Source organism: Labrenzia sp. CP4 (assembly GCF_001579905.1).
Lineage (GTDB): Bacteria > Pseudomonadota > Alphaproteobacteria > Rhizobiales > Stappiaceae > Roseibium > Roseibium algicola.
Genome location: NZ_CP011927.1, coordinates 3,644,138 through 3,667,794, shown reverse-complemented (window position 1 = coordinate 3,667,794; position 23,657 = coordinate 3,644,138). Strand labels below are relative to the sequence as shown.

General features: G+C 58.9%; 22 protein-coding genes. 2 read left to right on the top strand and 20 right to left on the bottom strand.

Features of this window, described 5'->3' with window-relative positions:
- Nucleotides 1-8: 8 nt before the first annotated feature.
- The 3 genes from ACP90_RS16865 to ACP90_RS16855 form a co-directional block, all read right to left on the bottom strand.
- Nucleotides 9-1,334: a GNAT family N-acetyltransferase gene (locus tag ACP90_RS16865; protein ID WP_201030405.1), complete on the bottom strand. Its 1,326-nt coding sequence runs from the start codon at nt 1,332-1,334 to the stop codon at nt 9-11.
- A gap of 91 nt (nt 1,335-1,425) precedes the next feature.
- Nucleotides 1,426-2,205: a glycerophosphodiester phosphodiesterase family protein gene (locus tag ACP90_RS16860; RefSeq protein ID WP_062489015.1), complete on the bottom strand. Its 780-nt coding sequence runs from the start codon at nt 2,203-2,205 to the stop codon at nt 1,426-1,428.
- Nucleotides 2,206-2,292: 87 nt separating this feature from the next.
- Entirely contained in the window at nt 2,293-2,760 is a 468-nt protein-coding gene (locus ACP90_RS16855) for a RidA family protein (RefSeq protein ID WP_062489014.1), read from the bottom strand.
- A gap of 276 nt (nt 2,761-3,036) precedes the next feature.
- On the opposite strand from ACP90_RS16855, the gene ACP90_RS16850 reads away from it, so the two are divergent.
- The gene (locus tag ACP90_RS16850; protein ID WP_208993353.1) at nt 3,037-3,909 is read left to right on the top strand and encodes a cell envelope integrity EipB family protein; all 873 of its coding nucleotides are present in this window, start codon (nt 3,037-3,039) and stop codon (nt 3,907-3,909) included.
- Nucleotides 3,910-3,951: 42 nt separating this feature from the next.
- On the opposite strand, the gene ACP90_RS16845 is transcribed toward ACP90_RS16850, so the two are convergent.
- Genes ACP90_RS16845 through ACP90_RS16835 form a run of 3 tightly spaced genes read right to left on the bottom strand, consistent with a single transcriptional unit; the run spans nt 3,952 to nt 6,284 of the window.
- The gene (locus tag ACP90_RS16845; protein WP_062489013.1) at nt 3,952-5,265 is read right to left on the bottom strand and encodes a DNA polymerase IV; all 1,314 of its coding nucleotides are present in this window, start codon (nt 5,263-5,265) and stop codon (nt 3,952-3,954) included.
- A 34-nt stretch (nt 5,266-5,299) separates the two neighbouring features.
- The gene (locus ACP90_RS16840) at nt 5,300-5,992 is read right to left on the bottom strand and encodes an HAD family hydrolase (protein ID WP_023004045.1); all 693 of its coding nucleotides are present in this window, start codon (nt 5,990-5,992) and stop codon (nt 5,300-5,302) included.
- Entirely contained in the window at nt 5,985-6,284 is a 300-nt protein-coding gene (locus ACP90_RS16835) for a DUF3572 domain-containing protein (protein WP_023004046.1), read from the bottom strand. Before ACP90_RS16835 ends, ACP90_RS16840 begins: the two co-directional genes overlap by 8 nt.
- 137 nt (nt 6,285-6,421) lie before the next feature.
- On the opposite strand from ACP90_RS16835, the gene ACP90_RS16830 reads away from it, so the two are divergent.
- The gene (locus ACP90_RS16830) at nt 6,422-6,793 is read left to right on the top strand and encodes a response regulator (protein ID WP_006934912.1); all 372 of its coding nucleotides are present in this window, start codon (nt 6,422-6,424) and stop codon (nt 6,791-6,793) included.
- 604 nt (nt 6,794-7,397) lie between these two features.
- Here ACP90_RS16830 and rpmG read toward each other — a convergent pair.
- From rpmG to ACP90_RS16760, 14 genes are all read right to left on the bottom strand, one after another.
- Nucleotides 7,398-7,565 carry a 50S ribosomal protein L33 gene (rpmG, locus tag ACP90_RS16825; RefSeq protein ID WP_023004047.1) on the bottom strand — a complete coding sequence of 56 codons (168 nt, stop codon included), beginning with the start codon at nt 7,563-7,565 and terminating at the stop codon, nt 7,398-7,400.
- A gap of 156 nt (nt 7,566-7,721) precedes the next feature.
- Nucleotides 7,722-8,243: an AAA family ATPase gene (locus ACP90_RS16820; protein ID WP_062489012.1), complete on the bottom strand. Its 522-nt coding sequence runs from the start codon at nt 8,241-8,243 to the stop codon at nt 7,722-7,724.
- 59 nt (nt 8,244-8,302) lie between these two features.
- Nucleotides 8,303-9,049, bottom strand: coding sequence for an NUDIX hydrolase (locus ACP90_RS16815; RefSeq protein ID WP_023004049.1), 747 nt, complete (start codon nt 9,047-9,049; stop codon nt 8,303-8,305).
- Nucleotides 9,046-9,516, bottom strand: coding sequence for a DUF983 domain-containing protein (locus ACP90_RS16810; protein ID WP_023004050.1), 471 nt, complete (start codon nt 9,514-9,516; stop codon nt 9,046-9,048). The genes ACP90_RS16815 and ACP90_RS16810 overlap by 4 nt, the downstream gene beginning before the upstream one ends.
- The gene (gene rnr / locus ACP90_RS16805; RefSeq protein ID WP_062489011.1) at nt 9,513-11,765 is read right to left on the bottom strand and encodes a ribonuclease R; all 2,253 of its coding nucleotides are present in this window, start codon (nt 11,763-11,765) and stop codon (nt 9,513-9,515) included. Before rnr ends, ACP90_RS16810 begins: the two co-directional genes overlap by 4 nt.
- Before the next feature lie 62 nt (nt 11,766-11,827).
- Nucleotides 11,828-14,506 (bottom strand): type I DNA topoisomerase, encoded by a 2,679-nt coding sequence (topA, locus tag ACP90_RS16800; protein ID WP_062489010.1) that lies wholly within the window; start codon nt 14,504-14,506, stop codon nt 11,828-11,830.
- Between the two features lie 188 nt (nt 14,507-14,694).
- A complete protein-coding gene (gene dprA, locus ACP90_RS16795) occupies nt 14,695-15,834 on the bottom strand; it encodes a DNA-processing protein DprA (protein WP_062489009.1) in 1,140 nt (379 codons plus the stop codon).
- Entirely contained in the window at nt 15,831-16,496 is a 666-nt protein-coding gene (gene plsY, locus ACP90_RS16790) for a glycerol-3-phosphate 1-O-acyltransferase PlsY (protein ID WP_031270763.1), read from the bottom strand. The genes dprA and plsY overlap by 4 nt, the downstream gene beginning before the upstream one ends.
- Before the next feature lie 114 nt (nt 16,497-16,610).
- Nucleotides 16,611-17,390, bottom strand: coding sequence for a DUF3108 domain-containing protein (locus tag ACP90_RS16785; RefSeq protein ID WP_158514189.1), 780 nt, complete (start codon nt 17,388-17,390; stop codon nt 16,611-16,613).
- Between the two features lie 92 nt (nt 17,391-17,482).
- Complete coding sequence (locus ACP90_RS16780; protein WP_031270764.1) at nt 17,483-18,784, bottom strand: dihydroorotase; 1,302 nt, start codon at nt 18,782-18,784, stop codon at nt 17,483-17,485.
- Nucleotides 18,785-18,801: 17 nt separating this feature from the next.
- A complete protein-coding gene (locus tag ACP90_RS16775; protein ID WP_023014489.1) occupies nt 18,802-19,767 on the bottom strand; it encodes an aspartate carbamoyltransferase catalytic subunit in 966 nt (321 codons plus the stop codon).
- A gap of 430 nt (nt 19,768-20,197) precedes the next feature.
- Nucleotides 20,198-21,124 (bottom strand): AEC family transporter, encoded by a 927-nt coding sequence (locus tag ACP90_RS16770; RefSeq protein ID WP_062489007.1) that lies wholly within the window; start codon nt 21,122-21,124, stop codon nt 20,198-20,200.
- A 61-nt stretch (nt 21,125-21,185) separates the two neighbouring features.
- Nucleotides 21,186-21,674 carry a Holliday junction resolvase RuvX gene (gene ruvX / locus ACP90_RS16765; protein WP_023004059.1) on the bottom strand — a complete coding sequence of 163 codons (489 nt, stop codon included), beginning with the start codon at nt 21,672-21,674 and terminating at the stop codon, nt 21,186-21,188.
- A 48-nt stretch (nt 21,675-21,722) separates the two neighbouring features.
- Nucleotides 21,723-23,480, bottom strand: coding sequence for an autotransporter domain-containing protein (locus ACP90_RS16760; RefSeq protein WP_062489006.1), 1,758 nt, complete (start codon nt 23,478-23,480; stop codon nt 21,723-21,725).
- Nucleotides 23,481-23,657 lie beyond the last annotated feature (177 nt).

The window sequence follows — 23,657 nt, the reverse complement described above, 5'->3', positions numbered from 1 at the left end:
ACCAAGGTTCAGGTCTCTTGGTCGATCTTGCGGAATGGTGCGTGTTCGGCCAGTGCCTCGTTCTCGCGTTCGACGGCAAGGCGTTCGTGTTCCAGAAAATCGGCGACAGCCTGATGTAGCCCTTCATGGGCGATCCAGTGGGCGGAATAGGTGGTGGTCGGCAGATAGCCGCGCGCCAGCTTGTGGGCACCTTGAGCGCCGGCTTCAACGCGCTTCAACTTGTTGGCGATCGCAAAGTCGATCGCCTGGTAGTAGCAGAGCTCGAAATGCAGGAACGGATGGTGCTCGGTGCAGCCCCAATGGCGCCCGAACAAGGTGTGCGAGCCGATGAAGTTGAGGGCACCGGCAATGTATTGGCCATGCCGTTTGGCAAGAACCAGCAAGGTGCGGTCAGCCAGCCTCTCATTGATCAGCGAATAGAATTTCCGGTTCAGATAGGGGCGGCCCCACTTCCGTGAACCTGTGTCCATGTAGAATTTGTAGAAGGCGTCCCAATGGGCCTCTGTCAGATCGGACCCGGTGACCCATTCCACCTCAATGCCCTCAGCGCTCAGGGCTTCGCGCCGCTCTTTCTTGACGGCCTTGCGTTTGCGCGACGCCAGATCTGCCAGAAAGCCGTCGAAATTGTCGTAACTGTGGTTTTCCCAATGAAACTGCTGATCGGTCCGTTGCAGATATCCTAGTTCACCCAGACTGTCCCATTCCGGTTTGGTCAGGAAAGTGGCATGCACGGATGAAGCCCCGGAGCGCTGACACACCTGTACCAGACCGGCGGCAAGCGCTTGCAGGCCCGCTTCACGGTTGACACCGGCACCTGTCAGAAACCGGCGTCCGGTTGCCGGCGTGAAGGGCACGCTGATCTGAAGTTTCGGATAATAGTCACCGCCTGCACGGTAGAAGGCGTCGGCCCAACCGTGGTCGAACACATATTCGCCTTGCGAATGGCTCTTGAGATAAGCCGGCACGGCACCGAGGACCTCGCCGCCGCTATCTTCCAGCACCATGTGTCTGGGCAGCCAGCCTGTCGCTTCCGTTGCACATCCGGAAGCCTCCAGAGCCTCCAGAAAAGCGTGGGACACAAACGGGTTGAAATCGATGTCCTCACCGGCAAATTCGGAACTGCCGCCAAGTGCCCCGGAAAGCTCGGCCAACGCCTCGCATTTCGGGTCTTTCTTCAAGAGCCCCCGTCCGGAAAGCTGCCAGCCTGGATTGGCCACCTGATCCCAGTTGGAGGCAGTGACATCCTTCAAGGAAGACAGGATTCGCAAGGTCGCTGTCTGTCCGCCGTCATCTGTAGCCGGGGAGTTGCCGTCCGTGGACCGGGAGGAGGTCATGCGTCAGAAGAAACCAAAGTTTGAAACCATACTCTTGATGTAGCGCTGGCATTTTGCAGTGCAAGAGGTTGATCTCGTGTAATGGTTATTTCTACAGGGAACGGGCTGCGCTCTTGTCCGGATCAAAGCCCTCGAAAACGATCTGGTCTGCGTAGCGGTCGGCCTTTTCCCGTTGTTCGGTGGTCCTCACCGTCCAGGACATCAGCGGCACCTTGAACACAGACCGCAGCAGACTGGGGCCGGCTTTTGGCAGGTCCTTGACACCGTAGGAAATGAAATGCGGGCGCGTGCGCGGTGCATGCAGGATATGGCGCAGGATGAACCGGTCGACACGGCTGTAGCGGGCATAGTCAGGTCCGGGCTCGGCGCCGTCGGCGACGATACCGCGCAGCACCGAGGCGTTGCGTGCCTTTGCAATGGACAACATGTCCGGGTCGAATGACTTGATGCATGCAGGGCCCTTGTAGCCCGCCACCTGGTCCGTCACGTGCCGGACAAAGTCCATTTGCGCATCACGGCGCATCAACGACTTGATCTCGACCACCAGCGGGACGCGGCCGTCGACAAGATCGAACAGGTCTTTCAGGAGCCAGAGCTTGTCTGTTCCAGTCTTCATGTGAATGCTGGTGAGCTCGGATGCGGCCAGATCGATAACCCTGCCGGTTCCCTCCGCAAGGCGCTCCAGCGTGTAGTCATGAAACACCAGAGCTTCGCCGTCTGCCGTTTCCTGAACATCCACCTCGATCGCGAAATTCTTGTCGATCGCATGCTGAATTGCGGTAGGCGTATTCTCGATGACGCCGTTGTCGGCATCGTGATAGCCCCGATGGGCGATCGGGCGGGCGAAGATGGCTTCGAGTTCCGGTGTCATGGCGGGGGCTCGTCAGGAAGGAAAATGCCTCACCGGCCGGTGTGGCTTCGGGAAGAGTGTGGGGGAGGCCAGGCTCCCCGCAAGCAGTCAGTCTTCGATTTCGAAAATCGCTTCGATCTCGACAGCAGCACCGAAGGGCAGGGACGCGGCGCTGACGGCGGAGCGCGCATGGCGGCCCTTTTCGCCCATCGCTTCTACCAGGAAGTCGGATGCGCCGTTGATGACCTGCGGCTGGTCGACGAATTCGGCCGTGGAGTTCACGAAGCCGACGATCTTCACCAGTCGGGCAACCTTGTCGAGATTTCCGGTGGCAGCCTTAGCCTGGGCAAGCAGGTTGATGGCGCACAGCTTGGCAGCGGCCTTGCCTTCGTCGATGGCCAGACCGTCACCCAGCTTGCCGGAGATCTGAAGCTTGCCGCCTGCCATCGGCAACTGGCCGGAAACGAACAGCTGATTGCCGGTCTGCAGGAAAGGCACGTAGTTGGCCGCGGGTGCCGCCGCTTCCGGAAGGGTGATGCCAAGTTCGTTCAGCCGGGTTTCGATCGCGCTGCTCATGGGGTTCTCCAAGTTTGAGAGCTTTCGGCGTGTCTTGGCGTAATTCGTCACAGGTGACAAGGTCAAAATGGGGTGTGTACGGTAAAAGGAAACTGTGGAGGAGCTTGGTTTCGATTGCCACGGTCACCACTTGAGAAGGACGATTTGTGAAATAACAGGCCAGCGGGGCTTGGGGCATGGCTGCACATTCGCGGTGGCGGAATGTGCAGTTTGCCGCATAATGTGTGGAACCGGTCCAGGTGGCGTTTCCACCAGGACGAGAATGAGGTTTTTTTGATGCAATGCGTTCCGAAGTCAGTGTCCTCGACCGTTGGTGCGATCGTTTTGGCCGCCGCAGCTTTTGCGGTGTCTGGCGCGACCGACGCCGATGCGAGCGGCACTGTCGGCTTTAAACTCGTGCCCCATCGCGCCGTTTACGACATGAACCTGGGAGACAGCGAGGAGCAAGCCGGGATCGCGGGCCTCAACGGACGCATGGTCTACGATTTCTCCGGAAGCGCCTGCGAGGGCTACAGCGTCAACTTCCGCTTTGTCACCGAGTTCCAGGATACCGACGGTGGTTCACAGATCACTGATCTGCAGACGACTTCCTTCGAAGAGCCGCGCGCCGAGAGCTACCAGTTCCTCTCCAAGACCTTTGTGGACCAGAAACTGGTCGAAGCGACCCGTGGAACCGCACGGAGCGGAAAGAAAGCTCGTACTGTCGAACTGAAGGAACCTTCGGAAAAATCGCTTGAGATTGGCCGGGAAGTGCTGTTTCCGACGGAGCATCTTCTGACGATCATGAAGTCGGCCGAGGCGGGCGTCCATTTTGTTGCAGCCGACATCTACGACGGCGCCGAAACCGGAGAAAAGGTTTATGCAACGACGACTGTGATCGGTGCCAAAGCCGTCAACGACGCAAAAACCGATGCTGACCACGTGGATGCACCGCTGTCCGGCAAGGGCTACTGGCCCGTTACCGTTGCCTACTTCGACCCGAGTGCCGAAGACGCAAGTGGAGAGCTTCTGCCGGTCTATCAGCTGTCATTCTGGCTGTATGAAAACGGCATCAGCGGACACCTGAAGCTCGACTACGGCGATTTCACCATCCAGGGCAAGATGGCGTCGCTGGAGCTTTACGACGAGTCCGAGTGCCCGCAGCAGTAACCGGGCAAGACCGTTTCTAAAAATGATCGGGTGACAGGCGAACTACTTGTCACCCTGCTTCTTGGCTTCCTTCGCAGCGCGCGCTGCGTGCGTGAGGCCGAGTTCGACAGCTGACGTTCCGAACTTGTCCCGAAGCCGATCCACGGCCAGTTCCGCATTCTTCCGTCGTTCGGCCGACTGGTCGAGCAGGTCTCTCGGATCGGCCCGGTCCGCGTTTTCCAGATCGCTGACGCCGATGCCGATAAGCCGGAAACGGCGGCCATCGGCTTCGATCTGAAGAAGGTTCTCACCCGCTGCGTAGATCTTGTCGGCCAATTGGGTCGGATCGGAAAAATGCCTGGCGCGGGTGATCGTCTTGAAGTCGGCGGTTTTCAGTTTCAAAGTCACACCGCGACCTGAGAGTTCCGCCTTCTTGAGCCTCGCAGACACTTTCTCGGCCAGGTTTCTGAGAATGGGGCGCAGGGTATCGAAACTCGAGATGTCGGTGAAGAAGGTGGTTTCCGCAGAAACGCTTTTTGCACCCCGTTCAGGAGTGACTTCACGGCTGTCGTCTCCATGCGAAAGACGGGCCAGACGCAGGCCGATGGTGCCGTATCGGCGGGCAAGATCCGTCGCTTCCATTTCCTGCAGTTGCCCGATGGTGCGGATACCGTCTTTCTCCAGCTTTTTCTGGAACACCTTGCCGACACCCCAGATGCGGCCCACAGGCATGGCCGCCAGAACGTCTTCGGCTTCCGCTGCGCCGATGACGGAGAAGCCACGCGGCTTTTCGAGATCGGACGCAAGTTTTGCCAGAAACTTGTTGGGGGCAAGGCCGACAGACGCCGATATGCCGATATCGGCTTCCATGTCGCGTATGAAGCCGGCGAGTGTTTCCGCCGGAGACTTCTTGTGAAGGCGTTCGGTGCCCGTCAGATCAAGAAAGGCTTCGTCGATGGACAAAGGCTCCACCAGGGGCGTGAGCGCACGCATGCGTTCACGGATCTCCTTGCCGACGCTCGCGTATTTGGCCATGTCAGGCTTGATCACGATCGCTTGCGGGCAAGCCTCAAGCGCCTTGAACATGGGCATTGCGGACCGCACACCGTAAATGCGGGCGATGTAGCAGCATGTGGAAACCACCCCGCGCTGACCTCCGCCAACGATTACCGGCTGGTCCTGCAGCTCCGGATTGTCGCGTTTTTCGATCGAGGCATAAAAGGCGTCGCAATCAATGTGGGCAATGGCCAGCGTGTCGAGTTCCGGATGCTTGACCAGCCTCGGGCTGCCGCAGCGGGTGCACCTGGCTGCCGACGGGGCGAGGCGGGCGCCGCAGTCTCGGCAAAGGGCACGTAAGGGCGGAACGGGTTGGGACACGGCGTTGGCAATCGGCTGCGGGGCGGATGGGCAATCAGCCGCTCTGCTGGTTTCGGTTCGAGCCCTGCAGAATAGCTCCGATAAAGGCGGCCGTCTCCTGCCAATCGCTGCTCAACAGATCGATGTAACCTGCCTTTTCAGTGGTCTGCAGAAATCTGGCGTCTGCGATGAACTGTATCTGGACAGCAGACGGCAGGGTCGCGTTCACGGAGGTGTGGTTGGTCGGACTGTCGTCAATGAAGACAACCGGCTCCGGACGTCCACGAGACAGAGCTGCAACCGCACCACCTTTGGGACCGGAATTCGTCAGCAACGGAAAGGTGATACCGAGCCCGGTGAGCAGCTTTTCCCGCACTGGCTTGTTGTGACCTCCGGGCAGATTGGTCAGCAGGATAACGTCCCATTGCTGTGCAAGTGCATTGAGCGCATCGCCTGCACCGGGGACCATGTCCTGACGATGGCTGACCTCGTCGAAGAACTCCAGAAGCAGTCTGCGAACGTCGTCGGACGACAGGGGCTCACCGTTGTCCCGCCGGCCAATATTGCCGGTCAGCCTGTACTCGTACTTCAGGAAAGCCAGGTCACGAGCGTGAAGATAGTCTTCCAGATGAGCGATCAGATGCAAAATTACTTCATCCACATCGCAGATGATCAAAGGGCGGTTCGAAAACGGCAGTGCCTGGATCTGCGCAAGAACTTCGGGCAGCACTTGCGTCGGTTCAGGCATGGTCTTCGTCTCCGCCGGCAATTGCGTAGCGTGCAGCGGCCATCATCGTTGGCCGTATTCCGGCATTTTCACAAAAGGCAAGCAGCAGCGCTTCATCCATCATGTAGAACTCGAGCACACCGGCAAGAAACCCAGGTTCTCCCGCCGCTTCTCGAATCATTTCCGGTCCAATTCCAGAAAAAGCAAGAAACCTGCCGATCTGTTCCGGGTCACGGCTGAGCTGGAGAAGAGCTTCAGTAGCAATTCCTTGTGCTTCTTCAACGGACAATGACTTGCTCTGTATATTTTTCATTGTGTTTTTTTGCCTTTCTGAAACGATTCCGGGTTAGAAGAAATTTAATGCGGACCGGGGAAGGGTTCTACCGCGGACTAAAATGTGCTGCGAAGATAAAATGGGACCGGCAAGAGGCCGGGTAAAGGGCCGGACATATGGCAAAATCCGTGTTGATCGTCGAAGACAACGAGCTGAACATGAAGCTGTTTCATGATCTGCTCGAAGCGCACGGCTATAATACATTGCAAACCCGGACCGGCATCGAAGCCTTGCAGTTGGCCCGTGAGCATCATCCCGATCTGATCCTGATGGATATTCAGCTGCCGGAAGTGTCGGGGCTGGAAGTCACGAAATGGATCAAGGAAGACGAGGATATAGCTTCCATCCCGGTTATCGCCGTGACCGCTTTCGCCATGAAGGGTGATGAGGAGCGTATCCGGCAGGGCGGGTGCGAAGCTTACATATCCAAGCCGATCTCCGTAGCGAAATTCCTGGAAACAGTTCGGGCATATCTCGGCGAAGCGTAACGGGCCACCGCCGGCGGTAGAACTGCGGCGGGTAAAGATTTCTGCAAGGTTTCACGGTTGTTTGGCATGGCTGCGTGCAACCAATTCCTGCGAATCGCAAAACCTCGCGTTCACGCGATCTTCATATTAAGGTTACGGATTTACTAAAACGGCATTGTTTCTGTGCATATTTTGCGGAAAATATTGCAATCAGGCAACATTCAGGTAGTGTGACCGCAGATTAGTGTTTTTCCTGATCGCCTCAATGACGTGGTAAAGAATGCCGTAGCGTCAAAACGGGCAATACAGTTTCCCCTCGGAGTGCTCAGGTCCGCCGCATCTCCTGGGTCCGTGGGGCAGGTCGGCAGGGAACCGGCCGATGAGTGGCCTCCTCGAATGCCGTGTTCCCGCCGACCACTAATCTTTCAACCGAAAATCAAGAAGCAGCACCAGCAGCAATGCTGAAGCTGCGTCGCCGTGCCTCTGCGTCCGCACAGTAATCATTTGTGGAAACAGGTTTCACGACGCTGGCCTGCGCCGACAAAATTTCAAAATCACATTCGACTACGCATGAAAAAACCCGCCGTTTCCGGCGGGTTCTTTAAAAATCATCAGGAACCAGATCTTACTTGATCTTGGTTTCCTTGAACTCGACGTGCTTCTTGGCAACCGGGTCGTATTTCTTTTTGACCATCTTCTCGGTCATCGTACGGGAGTTCTTCTTGGTGACATAGAAGAAGCCGGTGTCAGCCGTGGAGAGGAGCTTGATCTTGATTGTTGTCGCCTTGGCCATGGCCTTGGATCCTGTTCTCTGTTGTCGGGCAAAGAGTTCTTGCGGCCAGATGGCTGGCGATGAATCTGCCCCAATGTCTGAAATCAGCGCGCAAACTACTCATCGCAGCGCGAAAGTCAAGCACTTGCTATGGTTCAGCCGCCTTTTCGAACCATGTCAGCCATTCTGCCGCAGTGCTGTCAAAGCCTTCGTTATCGTATCAACCGATTGGCCCACGCTCAGGCTGAAACTATCCAGCTGGAAACATGGTTCCGTCCACGGTTCGTATTCATGACTTCGTACCTCAGGCCACCGGGGCAGGGTCAGTCCGTCAATCTCGGTTTCCCTGCTTGCAACGCGCTTGCGGTGTTCGCGCTCATCCGAGCAGACAATCTCGACATTCAGCAGTGTCGCGCCGGTTGATTGAGCGGTCTCCCTCCACAATTGCCTGGATTCGGCAACCGGGTTGACCGTATCTGCAACGACGTTGTGACCAAGTTCCAGGTTTCCGGCAGCGATAGCAGCAAGGGCGAGGTAACCCGCGTCTTCAGCCGGATGAATGTTCAAGACACTGCGTTTGAGGGCAGCTTCAACCGCATCCACACGCAAAAGAAATGCGGGCAGCCGCCCGCTCAGATCCTTTGCTATCGTCGACTTGCCGACGCCGGGTAAACCGGAAAGGGCAATCAGGAAAGGCATAAGCCTGGACACACCTTTGTGTGTTGCAACAGCCGGCAATCCGCCAGGTACAGGTAGCTTCAGAGCTCCTGCTTCACGAAACCGCCCTTGCGAAAGAAATAGTAGGGGACAGGCGTCGTCGGTGAAAGCTCAGGGTCTTTCGCCAGCCTGTCTTCCAGGTCGGTCAGGATCTTGTTGGTGATCATCGGCAGATCCTTCTGCCTCGCCTCTTCGAAAGTCAGCCAGGCACAATCTTCCAGTTCGCCGGACGGGCCGGTTCCATCGGGCAACCTGTCGGCAATGGCGTCGGCCCAGACGGCCAGAAAACGGGTGTCGAAGCGTCGCGGGCGTTGCGGTGGGGTGATGGCCCTCGCAATCATCCGAAGGCCGCTCAGGTCGGGCTGTATGCCGCGCTCGGCAAATGCCTCGAAGCCGGTACCAAGGTGCAGGTGGTTGTTGTGTGCCTGACGGCCGATAAACAGCCCGGCCTCTTCATAGGTTTCCCGAATGGCGGCCAGGGCCAGCGCACGAACGCGCGCGGCAGACTTGGCGTTCTTCAGGTCCTGCGTAAGCTTTGCCTCGACGTCCGGATGATAGGGAAGCACGTCGGTCACACGGGAATCGGAGACATCCACTCTGCCACCAGGGAACACGAATTTTCCCGGCATGAAGGCATGGCGCATGTGACGACGGCCCATCAGAAGCTTCACGGAACCCCGATCGTCGCGGTCCAGAATGAGCAGCGTTGCGGCATCCTTGGGACGGATATACGGATAGTTTCCGGCTTTTTCGTCTTTTGCCAGCTGCTTTTCGAACGAACCGCTCATGTAACCCTTTCGGAAGGCACCGGAATGGGAGGCGTGTCGTCTTCCGCATCCGGGTCAAAACCATGCATGTAGAGCGCCCACTGAAGACCGATCAGCGCGCCTTTGATCGGTCGCAGAAGCGACAGCGACAGGATCAGCGTCAGCGGCACCCAGAGAGACATATGGATCCACAGCGCGGGATGCCACAACACTTCCACGGCCAGAAGGCCGGGAACGATAATGTGGCCGACAATGGTGATTGTGAAATAGGGTGGGGCGTCGTCCGCGCGATGGTGATGGAACTCCTCGCCGCAGACAGAGCAGGCATAGTGCGGCTGAAGGAAGCCGTCGAACACCTTGCCTTTCCCGCAGTTCATGCACCGGTTGCCGGCACCGCGCAGCATGGCCTGAAGAACGTTGCGCCGCGGTTTTTCGGATGCTGTTTCCGGCGTTTCCAGTTTGTCGTGCAGTTCATACCGGACCGTCACGAAGATCTCCTTCGACCCTGTTTCTTCGGTGAGGCCTTGCTGCGTCCGCCCTTCGGCGGCCCGCGCCGCACCTTTGGCGCGGCTTTCCGGATGCGTTTGCCGGCAATGCTGCCGTGGCTCAGCAGCTCGAATGTCAGTGCACCGGCAAAGGGGGCTGCTTCCACCAGCCGGACCTCCACTTGATCGCCAAGTTGGTAGGTCTCGCCGGTTTTGTCACCTATCAGGGCGTGCGACCCTTCGTCATAGCGATAATAATCGAGGCCGATTGTGGAGGCCGGTACGAAGCCGTCGGCACCTGTATCGGACAGGCGAACAAACATGCCGGACTTGACCACCCCTGCAATTCTGCCCTGAAAACTCGCGCCGATCTGGTCGCTCATCCAAAGGGCAATCAGACGGTCGATTGTGTCGCGCTCGGCAAGCATTGCCCGCCGTTCAGCGGCCGAGATTTCAGCGCCGATGGCCTCCAGTTTCGTCTCGATACCTTCCGGCAAGCCATCCTTGCCAAGTCCGAGCGCGGATATCAGCCCACGGTGCACGATCAGATCAGCATACCGGCGGATCGGTGACGTGAAATGCGCGTACCGCCGCAGGTTCAAGCCGAAATGGCCGATGTTCTGCGGGGCGTATTCTGCCTGGGCCTGGCTGCGCAAGACCACCTCGTTGACGAGATTGGCCTGCGGTGTGTCCTTCACCTTGGCAAGTATGCCGTTGAAGGCGGAGGGGCGGAGACCACCGGAGGACGGCAGCTTGATGTTGATCGTCGACAGAAAGTCTTTCAGGCTTTCCAGCTTTTCCGGGGTCGAGGCATCGTGGATCCGGTAGAGCAGAGGCGTTTTCTTCTGCTCCAGCGTTTCGGCGGCTGCCACGTTCGCCTGGATCATGAATTCTTCGATCAGCTTGTGGGCGTCCAGACGCTCCGGAACATAGACATGATCGACAGTTCCATCCGGTTTCAGCTTGATCTTGCGTTCCGGCAGATCGAGTTCCAGCGGTTCGCGCGCCTCGCGTCCCTTCTTCAGCACGGCGTAAGCGGCCCATAGCGGCTTCAGGACGCCGTCGAGCAGGGTTTCGGTCTTCTCGTCTGTCGTACCGTCAATCGCCTTCTGGGCCTGCAGATAGGAGAGTTTTGCCGCCGAACGCATCAGCACCCTGTGAAAGGTGTGCCCGGTCTTGCGTCCGGTCTTGTCGAACACCATTCGCACGCCAAGCGCCGGCTTGTCTTCCTTTTCCCGGAGCGAGCAGAGCTGGTTGGAAATCCGCTCCGGCAGCATCGGGATCACCCGGTCGGGAAAATAGACCGAGTTGCCGCGCAGGTTCGCTTCCCGGTCCATCGGAGAACCGGGGGTGACGTAGTATGCGACATCCGCAATCGCCACATAGCAAATATAGCCGCCTTCGTTGGAAGGGTCCTCGTCCGCTTCGGCGTAGACGGCGTCGTCGTGGTCTTTTGCGTCGGGCGGGTCGATGGTGATCAGCGGCACCTGCCGCCAGTCCTCGCGCTTGCCGAGTTTCTCCACCGGCTTTGCGCTCTCGGCCTGCGCTTCTACAGCTGCCGGAAAGACATGCGGAATGCCATGTGATTGCAGGGCGATCTCCGAAACCGCCTTTTCCGAATTCATCGAGCCGAAGCGCTCAACCACCGACGCGACGGGATGGCCGTAGCGGCCGGAGCGCGTCACCTGAACGCTGACAAGATCTCCGTCCTCTGAGTCCTTGAGGTCACGCGGATCAATGTCGAGTTCCCGCTGCTTGCGGTCAATCGGTTCGAGATAGGGCGGGCGGGTGCCGTCACGCTTCCGCAGAATCCCGAGGATTGCACCCTGACGCTTTTCCAAAACGCGGATGACGCGGGCAACATGTTCTGTTTCGGGGCCGCTCTCAGCTTCGGTCAGGCGCACGAGTGCGCGGTCACCCAGGCCGGGTTGCGTCGCCTTGGTCTTGCCGGTCAGCACCAGAATTTTCGGCGGAGTGCCAGCCTCGTCGTCCCAGTCGACAGGGGTCGCGATCAGCTCACCGTCCCGGTCGCGTGCAATGAGATTGGCCACGAAAACCGGCGGCAGATCGCCAGGACGGATCATGCGCTTGTTGCGCTTTTCCATCAGGCCGTCGTCGGTCAGGTCCTTCAACATCTTTTTCAGATGGATGCGGGCCCCGCCGATAATACCGAAATGACGGGCAATCTCGCGCTTGCCCGCACGCCCCGGGTTATCTGCAACAAACGCGAGAATATCCTCGCGTGATGGCATTTCACCCGGAACCTTGGCGTGTTTTCGATTGGTGTGCTTGCGCGTGTTAATCCGTTTTGCGCTCAACTCGCATCATCCCAGGGCACCTCTTCGGACGACGCATCGACCTTTGCCTTTGCGGATGACTTTGCCGTCGTCTTCTTGGTGGCCGTCTTTTTGGTTGCTGTTTTCTTCGCAGCAGGTTTCTTGGCAGCCGCCTTCTTCTTGGTGCCGCCCTTGGAGGCCTTCGCCGCGATCAGCTCCAGCGCCTGTTCCATCGTCACGGCCTTGGGGTCGGTGTCCTTCGGTAGCGTGGCGTTGATCTTGCCGTGCTTGACGTAAGGCCCGTAGCGCCCGTCATAAACATTGATCGGGCCGCCTTCGGACGGATGCTCGCCAAGCTCCTTCAGCGGCGTTGCCGCTGCACCACCGCGGCCACCACCCTTGGCGCGTTTCTGCGCAAGAGCATCGACTGCACGGTTGATGCCGACGGAGAAGACTTCGTCTGGCGTGGACAGGTTGGCATAAGTGCCTTCATGCAGCACGAACGGCCCGTAGCGACCGATGCCGGCCGAGATCATCTTGCCGTCTTCCGGGTGTGGCCCCACCTCGCGTGGCAGCGACAGAAGCTGCAGCGCCTTTTCCAGATCCATGTCCGGTGCGGACCAGCCACGGGGCAGGGAGGCTCGCTTCGGCTTGGCTTCCTCGCCCAGCTGAACATAGGGGCCGAAGCGGCCGTTGCGCAGGGAAACGTCAAGGCCGGTTTCCGGATCGGTGCCGAGAACCTTCGGGCCGTCATCACCTTCGCCGTCTTCACCGCTCGGCTTGCCGAGCTGCCGTGTAAAGCCGCACTCGGGATAGTTGGAGCAGCCGATGAAAGCGCCCCAGCGGCTGACCTTGAGCGATAGCTGACCTGTGTCGCAGGACGGGCACTTGCGCGGATCGGTGCCATCTTCCTTCGGCGGGAAGATATGCGGCCCGAGCAGTTCGTTCAGCGCGTCGATGACATGGGCAACGCGCAGGTCCTTGATTTCATCGACCGCGCCGGAGAACCCGGTCCAGAAATCACGTAGCACGTCGAGCCAGGAAAGCTCGCCTGCGGAAATCTTGTCGAGCTGTTCTTCCAGGCTCGCTGTGAAGTCGAATTCGACATAGCGCTGGAAGAAGCTTTCCAGGAACGCGGTAACAATGCGGCCCTTGTCCATCGGAACAAGCTGCTTCTTGTCGAGTTCGACATAGTCACGGTCGCGCAGGGTCTGAAGCGTCGAGGCATAGGTGGACGGCCGGCCGATGCCAAGCTCTTCCATCTTCTTGACCAGGCTCGCTTCGGTGTAGCGCGGCGGCGGTGTCGTGAAATGCTGCGAGGCTTCGATGGCTTGTGCGGTCCCGTCGACAGAGGCAGCCGTCAGCGCGGCACCTTCATCGACCGCCGGCAGGCGCTTGGAGTTCTCGTCTTCTTCGTCGTCCCTGCCTTCCTGGTAAAGCGCAAGAAAACCGTCGAAGCGGACGACGGAGCCAGTTGCACGCAGATTGGCACGTTTACCGGAACCGTCGGCGAGAATCTCGATGGTGGTCCGTTCCAGAACGGCCGACTCCATCTGAGAAGCCATGGTCCGTTTCCACACCAGCTCATAAAGCTTGGCCTGGTCCGGGTCCAGGAACCGGGCGACATCCTTCGGGCGACGCGAAAGGTCCGTTGGCCGGATCGCTTCGTGTGCTTCCTGGGCGTTCTTTGCCTTGGAGGTATAGACGCGCGGGCTTGCCGGAACGTAATTGTCACCGAAATCCTTGGCGATTACGGAGCGGGCGGCAGCGATCGCTTCGCCGGCAATCTGAACGCCGTCGGTACGCATGTAGGTGATGAGACCGGAAGTCTCGCCACCGATTGAGATGCCCTCATAAAGCTTCTGCGCCACCTGCATGGTGCGCGATGCGGAAAACCCGAGTTTACGTGAGGCTTCCTGCTGCAGGGTGGAGGTGGTGAACGGTGCCGCCGGATTGCGCTTCGCAGGTTTGGAAGCCACGCTGTCGACCTTGAAGCTGGCACTTTCCAGCATGGTCTTGATCGCGGTGGCTTCCGCTTCGTTGTTGATGTCGAGACGGCCGATTTTCTTGCCGTCGAAACCGGTCACGCCAGCCTGGAACATGTCCCCGGTCGGTGTCTTCATGTTGGCGAAGATCGACCAGTATTCCTGCGGCTTGAAGGTTTCGATTTCCATTTCCCGGTCGCAGATCAGCCGCAATGCGACAGACTGCACGCGCCCGGCGGAACGGGCACCGGGCAGCTTGCGCCACAGAACCGGAGACAGGGTGAAACCGACCAGGTAATCCAGTGCTCGGCGGGCGAGATAGGCATCGACCAGCGGCGTATCCAGCTGGCGCGGATTGTCCATCGCTTCCAGGATCGCCTTCTTGGTGATCGCGTTGAAGACCACGCGCTCGACCTGCTTGTCCTTCAGCACCTTCTTCTTTTGCAGCACTTCCAGAACGTGCCACGAAATTGCTTCCCCTTCGCGGTCGGGGTCAGTCGCGAGAATGAGGCGGTCGGCATCCTTGACCGCATTGGCGATTTCGCTCAGCCGTTTCTGCGCCTTCGCATCCACTTGCCAGCTCATGGCGAAATTGTCGTCCGGCAGCACCGAGCCGTCCTTGGCGGGCAGATCTCGCACATGGCCGTAGGAAGCCAGCACCGTATAGTCGGAACCGAGATATTTGTTGATCGTCTTGGCTTTCGCCGGCGATTCGACAATGACGACGTTCATTCTTACCCAAAATATTTTTGCCGGATACGGAGCCCCCGCCCGGTGGAGAAGGTGATCTGAGTGCTAATTCAGTGGCGCAGACGATCAAGGATCAAGCGCCGCCTGTCAAATGGACCTTTGATCCTTCCGGGTCAAGCGGTTCGGTCCAGATACGGGTTATCCACTGAGATTCAAGGAAAAACGGCCCCTTACATCAAAGCGGAGATTTTGTTGCCGCGGTGTCTTTCGAGGCGCCCGGCAAGTTCGAGTTCCAGCAGCACGACATGAACCGACCTCGCATCACCATCCGCAAAGCGTATCAATTCATCCATGTCCACCGGGGTTGGTCCAAGCGCCGCAAGGACGCGGTCACGCAGCTTTCCGTCCGGTTCGGAGCGGGAAAGAGGGGCGGTTTCGCTCTCTTCGCGGAACTGCCTGCCAAAGGGAAGGGTTGGCGCCAGTCGACCACCAAGGCTTTCCAGCACATCGTCGGTGGTTGAGACAAGTGCCGCACCCTGCCGGATCAAGCCGTTGGCACCTTCCGAACGCGGATCCAGGGGGGAACCCGGTACGGCGAAGATGTCCCTGTTCTGCTCAAGAGCATAACGAGTGGTGTGAAGAGAGCCGGAGGCCTTGGCGGCTTCGATAACGATGACACCCAGAGACAGGCCTGAAATCAGCCGGTTGCGCCGGGGAAAATCCCGGCTGCGGGGTTTCCAGCCAAGAGGCATCTCGCTGATGACGGCGCCTCCTGTGTCGAGAACGGCAGCAAGCAACCTGTCGTGTTCCGGCGGGTAGAGCACATTGATGCCCCCCGCGAACACGGCGATGGTACCTGTTTGTAGTGAGGCTTCATGGGCGGCAGCATCGATCCCGCGGGCGAGGCCGGACACAATTGAAAAGCTTTCCGCTCCAAGCCCCTGTGCAAATCGTGTCGCAAGTTTTCTGCCCGAAAGCGAAGCGTTGCGGGCACCGACGATCGCAATCATCCGCTCCCGGGTCAGTGCGGAGGTGCCGCCCTTTACGGACAGGAGCGGCGGCGGACCGTCGATGTGTCGCAGATGTTGCGGATAGTCGGGTTCATGCAGGCCAATCAACCGGGCCCCGATCCGCTCGTGGGCGTCCAGCTCGGCTTCGGCGTCTTCAAGCGGACAAATCCGGCTTGCCTTGCCGCCGCGCCTTGCAAGATCGGGAAGCAGCTCCAGCGCTCGTTGAGCGGAGCCTGCGTGTTTCAGAAGTTCCGCGAATGTAACGGGACCGACGTTTTCCGATCGTATTAGGCGGAGCCACGCCAGACGCTCCGCCTCGGAGAGGTTGCCGGGAGTTATATTTTCAGGGACGCGGTTCACGCGCTTTCATCGCCGGGCGGAGACGAAGCATTGGCCGCCGGTTTGGATTTCGAGCCGATCTTGCTTTCTTCCCCACGCAGAAGCCGACCAATGTTTTCGTGATGCTTGGCCCATAGCAGCACCGACAGCAAGACGAACATCTGAGCTATCTGGACCTGATGGAAAACGAGATAGAGCACGATCGGGGTCAGCAGGGTAGCCGTCAGTGCGGACAGAGACGAATAACGGAACAGGAAGGCCATGCCGATCCAGATGCCTGCCGCGAGCAGGAACATCGGCCAATAGAGGCCAAGCAGAATGCCGAGGTAGGTTGCAACACCCTTGCCGCCCTTGAACTTCAGCCACACCGGGAAAAGGTGCCCGAGAAACGCCCCAAGGCCGGCGATAAGAGCCATTTCCTGGCCGTAGAAGTGATTGACGATCAGAACGGCAACGGTGCCCTTCAATCCATCCCCCAGCAACGTGGCAGCTGCCAGAGATTTGCGGCCGGTGCGCAGAACGTTGGTGGTGCCGATGTTGCCCGAGCCGATTTGGCGGATGTCTCCAAGCCCGGCCATGCGCGTGAACAGCAGGCCGAAGGGAATCGAACCGAGCAGATAGCCGAAGGCGAGGGCGGCGAGATAGTAGGGCCAGGCAAAGGCCCAGCTGATCGGTTCAGGCACGCGATACTCCAATGACGTGCATAATAAATAGCCATCGCAATGTAACTGCATGGCAGCCCGGATCAAGTCCGGCAACTGAGAAAAGAGTGTCTTTGCAGGGAAATAGCGCGGGGTCTATTCCGAGAGCTTGTATTTTTCCGCTTCCACCAGCAGCGACCCGAACGGAAGGGAAATACTGGCCCGGAGCGGGACGAGATACGGCTTGTCACCAACCGGTGCGAGCCAGACTTCCATGGACTTGTTTGCCGCGAGTTGCTGGATCGACTTGCGCTTCGGCCGGTGGCCGGAAATGGGTTCGTACCGGACACCGCAGACTATGACGTCGCCCTTGAAACGGCCATCGGATGTTCTGGTGGCCTTGCGGGATTTGTACTGCAGGTGAACGTCGTAACGTTCCTTGCCGTCGAAGATGCGCAATGTCCTGTTGCAGCTCTCCTTGGCAAGGCCCTGCGGGGCAGGAAGCACGGCGGCGGTCAGGGGATCGAGAACACTCTTAAGATGCTCTGCGGTTACCTTGACCCGTTCCTTCATCCGATCCTGCGGCGGCTGAACTTCGATAGCGTCGATACTGCCCTTACGCATCCGCATGGTAATGGTTCCGGTCTCGTCTTCACTCTTGAGGTCAAGAGCGTAGCGGGCTGGCTCCAGGTCGAGTTTTTGTGCGGTTCCCGCGACTTCAACTGTGCCTTTGCCGTCAGACACCAGCCGTCCGAAAGCGGCGGTCTGGCCGTTGGCACTGACGGAATAGGACTTGCTGTCGACATCCAGTGACAGGACGCCGGAGCCGATAGGCAGCCCAAGGGCGTAAAGCTTGTACTTAATGTAGAGATCAGCCGCCGAAGCGCTGCCGGTAAACAGCGCGGTTATCAGAAAGGCAAGTGCGATCAGGCGCATCAGCATGTTCCGTTGGAAGTTCCGTTCGCGCCAGATTCAGGGAGAATTGTGGCGCGAACAGGATCAGCGTTGGAACGGAAACAAGGGCTTGTTCAGGTGTGGCTGAAAACCGTTTTCCCACCGACAACCGTGCGCAGCACTCGCCCCGAGAACCGCGCATCCTCGAAGGGAGAATTTTTCGAACGTGACTTGATGGTGCTTTTTTCCAGGACCCAGGGACGCTCGGGATCGAACACGGTCACATCCGCCGGAGCCCCTTTCGAAAGGCGTCCGGTTTCCAGTCCCAGCCGGTCCGCCGGGCGACAGGTCATGGCGCCAAGCAGGGTGACAAGGTCGACCTGCTCGGAATGATAAAGCCGCAAGGCCGCCGCCAGAAGGGTTTCAAGGCCGATGGCGCCGTCTTCTGCTTCCGCCCATGGATGACGTTTGGTTTCCACGTCCTGTGGGTCATGATTGGAGCAGATGATGTCGATTGTGCCGTCGGCAACAGCCGCGATCATCGCTTGCCGGTCGTCTTCATCGCGCAGCGGTGGCGACATTTTGAAGAACGTCCGATAGGCGCCGATGTCGTTTTCATTGTGGGTCAGGTGATTGATCGACACACCGGCGGTGATGTCCAGCCCTTTGGCCTTGCCTGCTCGAACCACGTCTGCGCTGTCGGAGGTGGAAATGAGGTTTGCGTGGTACTTGCCCTTGGACATGGCAACCAGGCGCAGGTCCCGCTCCAGCATGATGATTTCCGCTTCACGCGGCACACCGGAAAGACCTTTCCAACTGGCGTTCAGGCCTGCGTTCATGACCCCGCCGGCGAGGTCCGGGTCTTCCGTATGATGGATGACCAGCGCGTCGAAATCGCGGGCATAGGTCATCATGCGGCGCATGACCTGGGCATTCTTGACCGACTTGTGGCCATTGGTGAAGGCAACGGCTCCCGCTTCCTTCAGCAAGCCGATTTCGGCCATTTCCTCGCCCTTGAGGCCCTTGGTCAAGGCGGCCAGTGGCAACACGTTGACGATGGCCGTGTCACGCGCCCGGCGCAGGATGAAATCGACCAGCGCGGGATCATCAATGACCGGATCCGTATCGGGCATAGTGCAAATTGTCGTCACGCCGCCGCTTGCGGCAGCCTGGGAGGCACTGGCGAGCGTTTCCCGGTGCTCTGCACCCGGTTCTCCGACGGAGACGCAGAAGTCGATCAGGCCGGGACAGGCGATCGCGCCCTTGCAGTCTATGATTTCCGCACCGTAGGGAGAGCCCTGGTTGGCAGCTTCCGGCCCGGCGGCGAGAATGGTGCCGTCCGCGATGATGACGGAACCTGGAGCATCCAGGCCGCGTGCCGGGTCAATCACTCTGGCGTTTGAGAGAACCAGAGGTTTGGGTGTGTCGTAAGCCACGTGTCTTTTCCCCTGGATCAGTTGTTCGGCAGATTGGCGGCAAGGGCTTCAAGCACGGCCATGCGCACGGCAACGCCCATTTCCACCTGTTCGCGAATAAGGCTTTGGGCGCCATCGGCAATCGAGGCATCGATCTCGACACCGCGGTTCATCGGCCCCGGATGCATGACAAGGGCGTCTTCCTTTGCATAGGCGAGCTTTTCCGCGTCCAGTCCGTAGTAGCGGTAATATTCCCTTACAGATGGAATGAAGGCACCGTTCATGCGCTCACGCTGCAGGCGCAGCATCATGACGATGTCGGCACCCGCCAGGCCTTCCTTCATGCTGGTGAAGACCTCGACGCCCATCTTGGCGATGCCGGACGGCAGGAGGGTGGTGGGGGCAACAACACGGACGCGCGCTCCGAGCGCGTTCAAAAGAATGATATTGGACCGGGCAACGCGAGAATGGGCGATGTCACCGCAGATGGCCACGGTCAACCGCGCGATCTTTCCCTTGTGTCGCCGGATGGTAAGGGCGTCGAGCAGGGCCTGTGTCGGGTGTTCATGCGGGCCGTCACCGGCATTGACCACGGAGCAGCCGACCTTGCGCGCCAGAAGATGCACCGCACCGGCCGCATGGTGGCGAACCACCAGAAGGTCGGGGTGCATGGCGTTCAGCGTTGCCGCCGTATCGATCAGCGTCTCGCCCTTTTTCACCGACGACTGGGACACCGCCATGTTCATCACATCCGCCCCGAGCCGTTTTCCGGCCAGTTCAAAAGAACTTTGGGTGCGGGTTGAGTTCTCGAAAAAGAGGTTGATCTGGGTTCGTCCCTGCAAGACCAGCCGTCGTTTGCTGATCTGGCGGGAAACCTCTACGGCTTCTTCCGCCCGGTCCAGAAGGCCCAGAATTTCGTGGGGGTGAAGGCCCTCTATGCCCAGCAAATGACGATGGGGATAAGGGCTGTCTCGATGGGTGTTGCTCGCGGTCATCGAGACCATTCCTATAAGGAGGAACACCCGGTTCGACAAGTCAGGAAATCACATCATGCCCGCTGTCCACATACCTGCTAAATATTTGATCGGCTGGACAAAATATGGCTGCGTGCGTGGAGGTAAACGGGAGAGGGTTCAAAGGCGACACGCGCAGGTGCTGCCAAAGGGTTGAATCTATTGTGTTCCACTCAAGATCACGACCGAATCTCAACGAGAATACTGTCGTAATGGTCGCAAAAAGCCTGCAGGTTTCCATCCGCTTGCAGCTTGCAGTCACCCTGGTTGGGAACAACTGACAAGTTCTTGGAAATTATGGACAATTGCCAGTTTTTGCCAAGCGTTGCACATGGCTCGGTGACTCTGTCGGCCTAAAGCGAATTGATGACGGGCACGATTTTGCGCAACTCGGCGAGCGTTTACTGCCAATGAGCCCCGATCAAGTGACCAGCAGCAGGGCGAGCGGGATCGTCAGGGTCGCTGCCAGGGTCTGAAGCGTGATGATCTCGGCCATCAGCTTCGCGTCGCCGCCCATCTGGCGGGCAAGCAGGTAGGAGTTGCTGGCGCAGGGCACTGAACTGGCAATGATGACGACGATCAATGCGGGCCCCGTTACGCCGAAAAGACTGGCAAAGCCAAAGGCAAGTAACGGCATGAATATCGGCCGCAGAAAGGTGCCGAGGGCGAGTGCCGGTCCCGGTCTGCGGAGTGAGCCAAGGTCCAGCCCGGCTCCGACGCAGATGATGCCGATGGGGAGCGCGGCCCTGGAGAAAATCTCCAGGGTATCGTCGACCACGAAAGGCAGGGAGATGCCACCCGCGTTCATGATGCCGCCTGCGCCGATCGAGAGGATGAAGGGATTGGTGAACAGGTCTTTCAGGATCTTGGCGCCACTTGGTGACGTTCCGCTTGCGTAGTGCGACAGCACCAGGATGCTGGCAACATTGAGCAAGGGGATCATGAACACCATTGCGACCGCAAGCATGGCCAGTCCTGTTTCACCGACCACATTGTCGGCAATCGCGAGCGCGATCATGGCGTTCCAGCGCAAGGTTCCCTGGAAAATGGAGGTAAAACGCGGCGCGGCGATGCCCCAGGCACGCTTGATGGTCGTGCGTGCCAGAAGCAGAAGCAGCGCCATGGACAAGATGGAGGCGAGCAGGGCGCCGCCCATGTTGAGCGTCGGAAAACTGGCGAAATCCGCTTGCGAGATCGTGCGGAACAACACCGCCGGAAACAGGACATAATAGGCAAGCCGTTCGACACCACGCCATTGCTCGCCGGTAATCAGTCCGGTGCGGGCGATCAGGTAGCCGGAGGCAATCACGAGGATGACCGGCATCAGGGCGGCAAGTGTGGTCAGCATGTGTTCGGCTTTCGCGTTCGACGGGCCTTGAAACAAGGACCCGTACCCGGCAGCGGTGGGATCAGCCGTTATCTAAGCCCATAAAGCCGAGTCGGTCCAGAAAGCCCTGCAGGATGTAGGCAGCGGCCATCTTGTCGACCACGTCGGCCCGTTTCGCACGGCTCGTATCGGCTTCCAGCAGGGTGCGCGTCACGGCCGCCGTCGACAGCCGCTCGTCCCAATAGGTGATCGGCAGGTCCGTTTTCTGCGAGAGGTTTCTCACGAAAGCGCGGGTCGCCTGGACACGGGGGCCTTCGGAACCATCCATGTTGAGCGGCAGACCGAGCACCATGCCGCCGACGCCCTGCTTGGCGCAGATAGCCAGGAGTTGTTCCGCATCCAGGGTAAACTTCTTGCGCCGGATCGTTTCCATGGGAGAGGCGATGCCACGTCCGAGATCTGAAAGCGCCAGACCAATGGTCTTGGTGCCAAGATCCAGGCCGATCAGCCGGGTGCGGTCAGGCACGGCGGCCATGAAGTCTTCCAGGGAAAGTGCGGGGTCATTTGCCATTCGGCGGCTTTACCAGCGAGCCATGGAAAACGCCAGTTCGATTTTCACTCAGAACCCGATGGCAACACGAAGTTGCCCTTCCCAAACGTCCAGCCCGTTCTGGCCCAGGCTGAGATAACCTCCCTTTGCATCAAGCGTCACGTTCTCCGCAATCAGGGCAGTCGCCCCACCACGCAGTGTAAAGCTCCAGGCTGATGCGGTGACAAAGTTGAGTTCATCATCGAGGATCTTGCCGTCGTTCGGTCGTAAATATTCGTAAACCGCGCCTGCTTCGACATAGGGCTGGATCAGAAGCCCGTCCTGCAAGGTGAATTGACGGCTGAACTCGGTCGTCAGTTCAATTGTACCCAGAGAGGCGGCATTGCCCGAGATGGGAACGCTTACAGCCCGGTTGAGGATCGTCCCGTTCAGATCGTAACCATCGGAAAACACGCGGTTGAAGGTTACGGTCGCCTTGGGGCGTACCTGGATCTCGCTCAGCGAATACTGGCCGTGAACACTGAAAGTCGCGCCGAGTTCATGAGTATTGTATTCGCCGCTCAAAACCGAGATATCCGACTGGCTGTTTGAAAAGCCATAGCTCAGCGAGCCATCAACCGCCCAGTGCTGAGAAATTCGTGCGGCAACATAGGGGCCGATTTCAAAGCCCTGGGTGTCGATTGTCAGGTTGGAATTGAAGCCGTCGGTGTCGATGGTTTCAAAGGTTACGGAAATACCGCCGACGATATCTTCGGTAAGCTTGCGGTCGGCACCAAATGCCGCGGTTCCGCTGAGTGTCTGAAAGTCCCTGCCGAAACGCCTGTCGTCGCTGTAGACACCGGTTACCGTGCTCCAGGCATTCCAGAGTGTCGGTTCGATCAGATCCCGGCCCGGTGTGATTGGAACTTCATCCTGCGCCTGCAGACGTCCGGCGGCCAGCAGTTGTTCCCGGGTGCAGAACGTCTGTGCATTGTCAGTCTTTGTCTCTTCGGCTGATCGTGGATCGACGCAATAACTGATGACCTGACCATCAGCGCGCCTGACCGGTACAAAGCCGGCCGGAAGGCTCGGTTGATTTGGATTGCGGCTGCCGGGCGGCAGGGTTCCGATTGGTGGTGTGATTGTGCCTGGCCCTCCAGGAGAGCCGGGGAGGCCACCGGATGGAGGAAGCGTGCCGATGGGAGGTGTTACCCCTCCAGGTGCCCCTGGCAAAACGCCCGAAGGCCGCACAATGCCGATTGGCGGTGTGGCTGTTCCGGGACGTCCGGGTGAAAGTCCGGCCGGTGGCAGTGTCCCTATTGGCGGAGTAACGCCGCTTGATGGTGGCGAAATCGGACCTGGCAGTCCGGGCATCACTCCGCTGGGAGGAAGGACCGCGATCGGTGGGACAGGCCGTCCGAAATCCGGAAACAGCCTTCCGATTGGAGGCTTTACCAAGTTTGGCGGCTTGATGTTGTCGGGCAGCTGGAAATCGCGTTTCTGGTTCTGCGTATCGATAAGACAATCGGAACCGCCGTCGACACTGTAAAGCTTGTGCGTGCCACCGTTTCCGTTCGAAACGACCGGAGAAGTTGATAAATGCAGGCCGGTGCTGGAGCGGGACCAGGTGTCGACAGTCTGGTTACCCTGAGCGGCGTCCAGCCGGTAACCTCCTGCGACCGTTCCCGAAATCCAGATCGAACGGCTATCGGACTTGTTGGTTCCCAGAAAAAGCAGGCCGCCATCATTTTTGCAGTTGGCGGCAAGGGCGGATGTCGAAAGGCTGCTGAAGAGCAGAGCTGCCGGGCAGATGACGTCCAGCCAGGCACGTTTCGAACGCAATCGCATCGGTATTGCTCCAAAGTCTCTCGAATCCCCAACGTCATCTTGCGTTGAAGTAGAAGGAGAAACCAGCTCTGGTTGTTGAAATAATCGAGGCGTTGCCATAATTGCACAGGTGCACTGTCAAAAATATCGATAACGAGACCGTGCCCTGCAAGGCAGATTGAACGCATTCAGCTTGTT

Coding starts and splice junctions, on each gene's coding strand:
- ACP90_RS16865 (WP_201030405.1), bottom strand. CDS start 1,334: ATGACCTCCTCCCGGTCCACGGACGGCAACTCCCCGGCTACAGATGAC.
- ACP90_RS16860 (WP_062489015.1), bottom strand. CDS start 2,205: ATGACACCGGAACTCGAAGCCATCTTCGCCCGCCCGATCGCCCATCGG.
- ACP90_RS16855 (WP_062489014.1), bottom strand. CDS start 2,760: ATGAGCAGCGCGATCGAAACCCGGCTGAACGAACTTGGCATCACCCTT.
- ACP90_RS16850 (WP_208993353.1), top strand. CDS start 3,037: ATGCAATGCGTTCCGAAGTCAGTGTCCTCGACCGTTGGTGCGATCGTT.
- ACP90_RS16840 (WP_023004045.1), bottom strand. CDS start 5,992: ATGCCTGAACCGACGCAAGTGCTGCCCGAAGTTCTTGCGCAGATCCAG.
- ACP90_RS16835 (WP_023004046.1), bottom strand. CDS start 6,284: ATGAAAAATATACAGAGCAAGTCATTGTCCGTTGAAGAAGCACAAGGA.
- ACP90_RS16830 (WP_006934912.1), top strand. CDS start 6,422: ATGGCAAAATCCGTGTTGATCGTCGAAGACAACGAGCTGAACATGAAG.
- rpmG (WP_023004047.1), bottom strand. CDS start 7,565: ATGGCCAAGGCGACAACAATCAAGATCAAGCTCCTCTCCACGGCTGAC.
- ACP90_RS16820 (WP_062489012.1), bottom strand. CDS start 8,243: ATGCCTTTCCTGATTGCCCTTTCCGGTTTACCCGGCGTCGGCAAGTCG.
- ACP90_RS16815 (WP_023004049.1), bottom strand. CDS start 9,049: ATGAGCGGTTCGTTCGAAAAGCAGCTGGCAAAAGACGAAAAAGCCGGA.
- rnr (WP_062489011.1), bottom strand. CDS start 11,765: ATGCCATCACGCGAGGATATTCTCGCGTTTGTTGCAGATAACCCGGGG.
- topA (WP_062489010.1), bottom strand. CDS start 14,506: ATGAACGTCGTCATTGTCGAATCGCCGGCGAAAGCCAAGACGATCAAC.
- ACP90_RS16785 (WP_158514189.1), bottom strand. CDS start 17,390: ATGCGCCTGATCGCACTTGCCTTTCTGATAACCGCGCTGTTTACCGGC.
- ACP90_RS16775 (WP_023014489.1), bottom strand. CDS start 19,767: ATGGTCTCGATGACCGCGAGCAACACCCATCGAGACAGCCCTTATCCC.
- ACP90_RS16770 (WP_062489007.1), bottom strand. CDS start 21,124: ATGCTGACCACACTTGCCGCCCTGATGCCGGTCATCCTCGTGATTGCC.
- ruvX (WP_023004059.1), bottom strand. CDS start 21,674: ATGGCAAATGACCCCGCACTTTCCCTGGAAGACTTCATGGCCGCCGTG.
- ACP90_RS16760 (WP_062489006.1), bottom strand. CDS start 23,480: ATGCGATTGCGTTCGAAACGTGCCTGGCTGGACGTCATCTGCCCGGCA.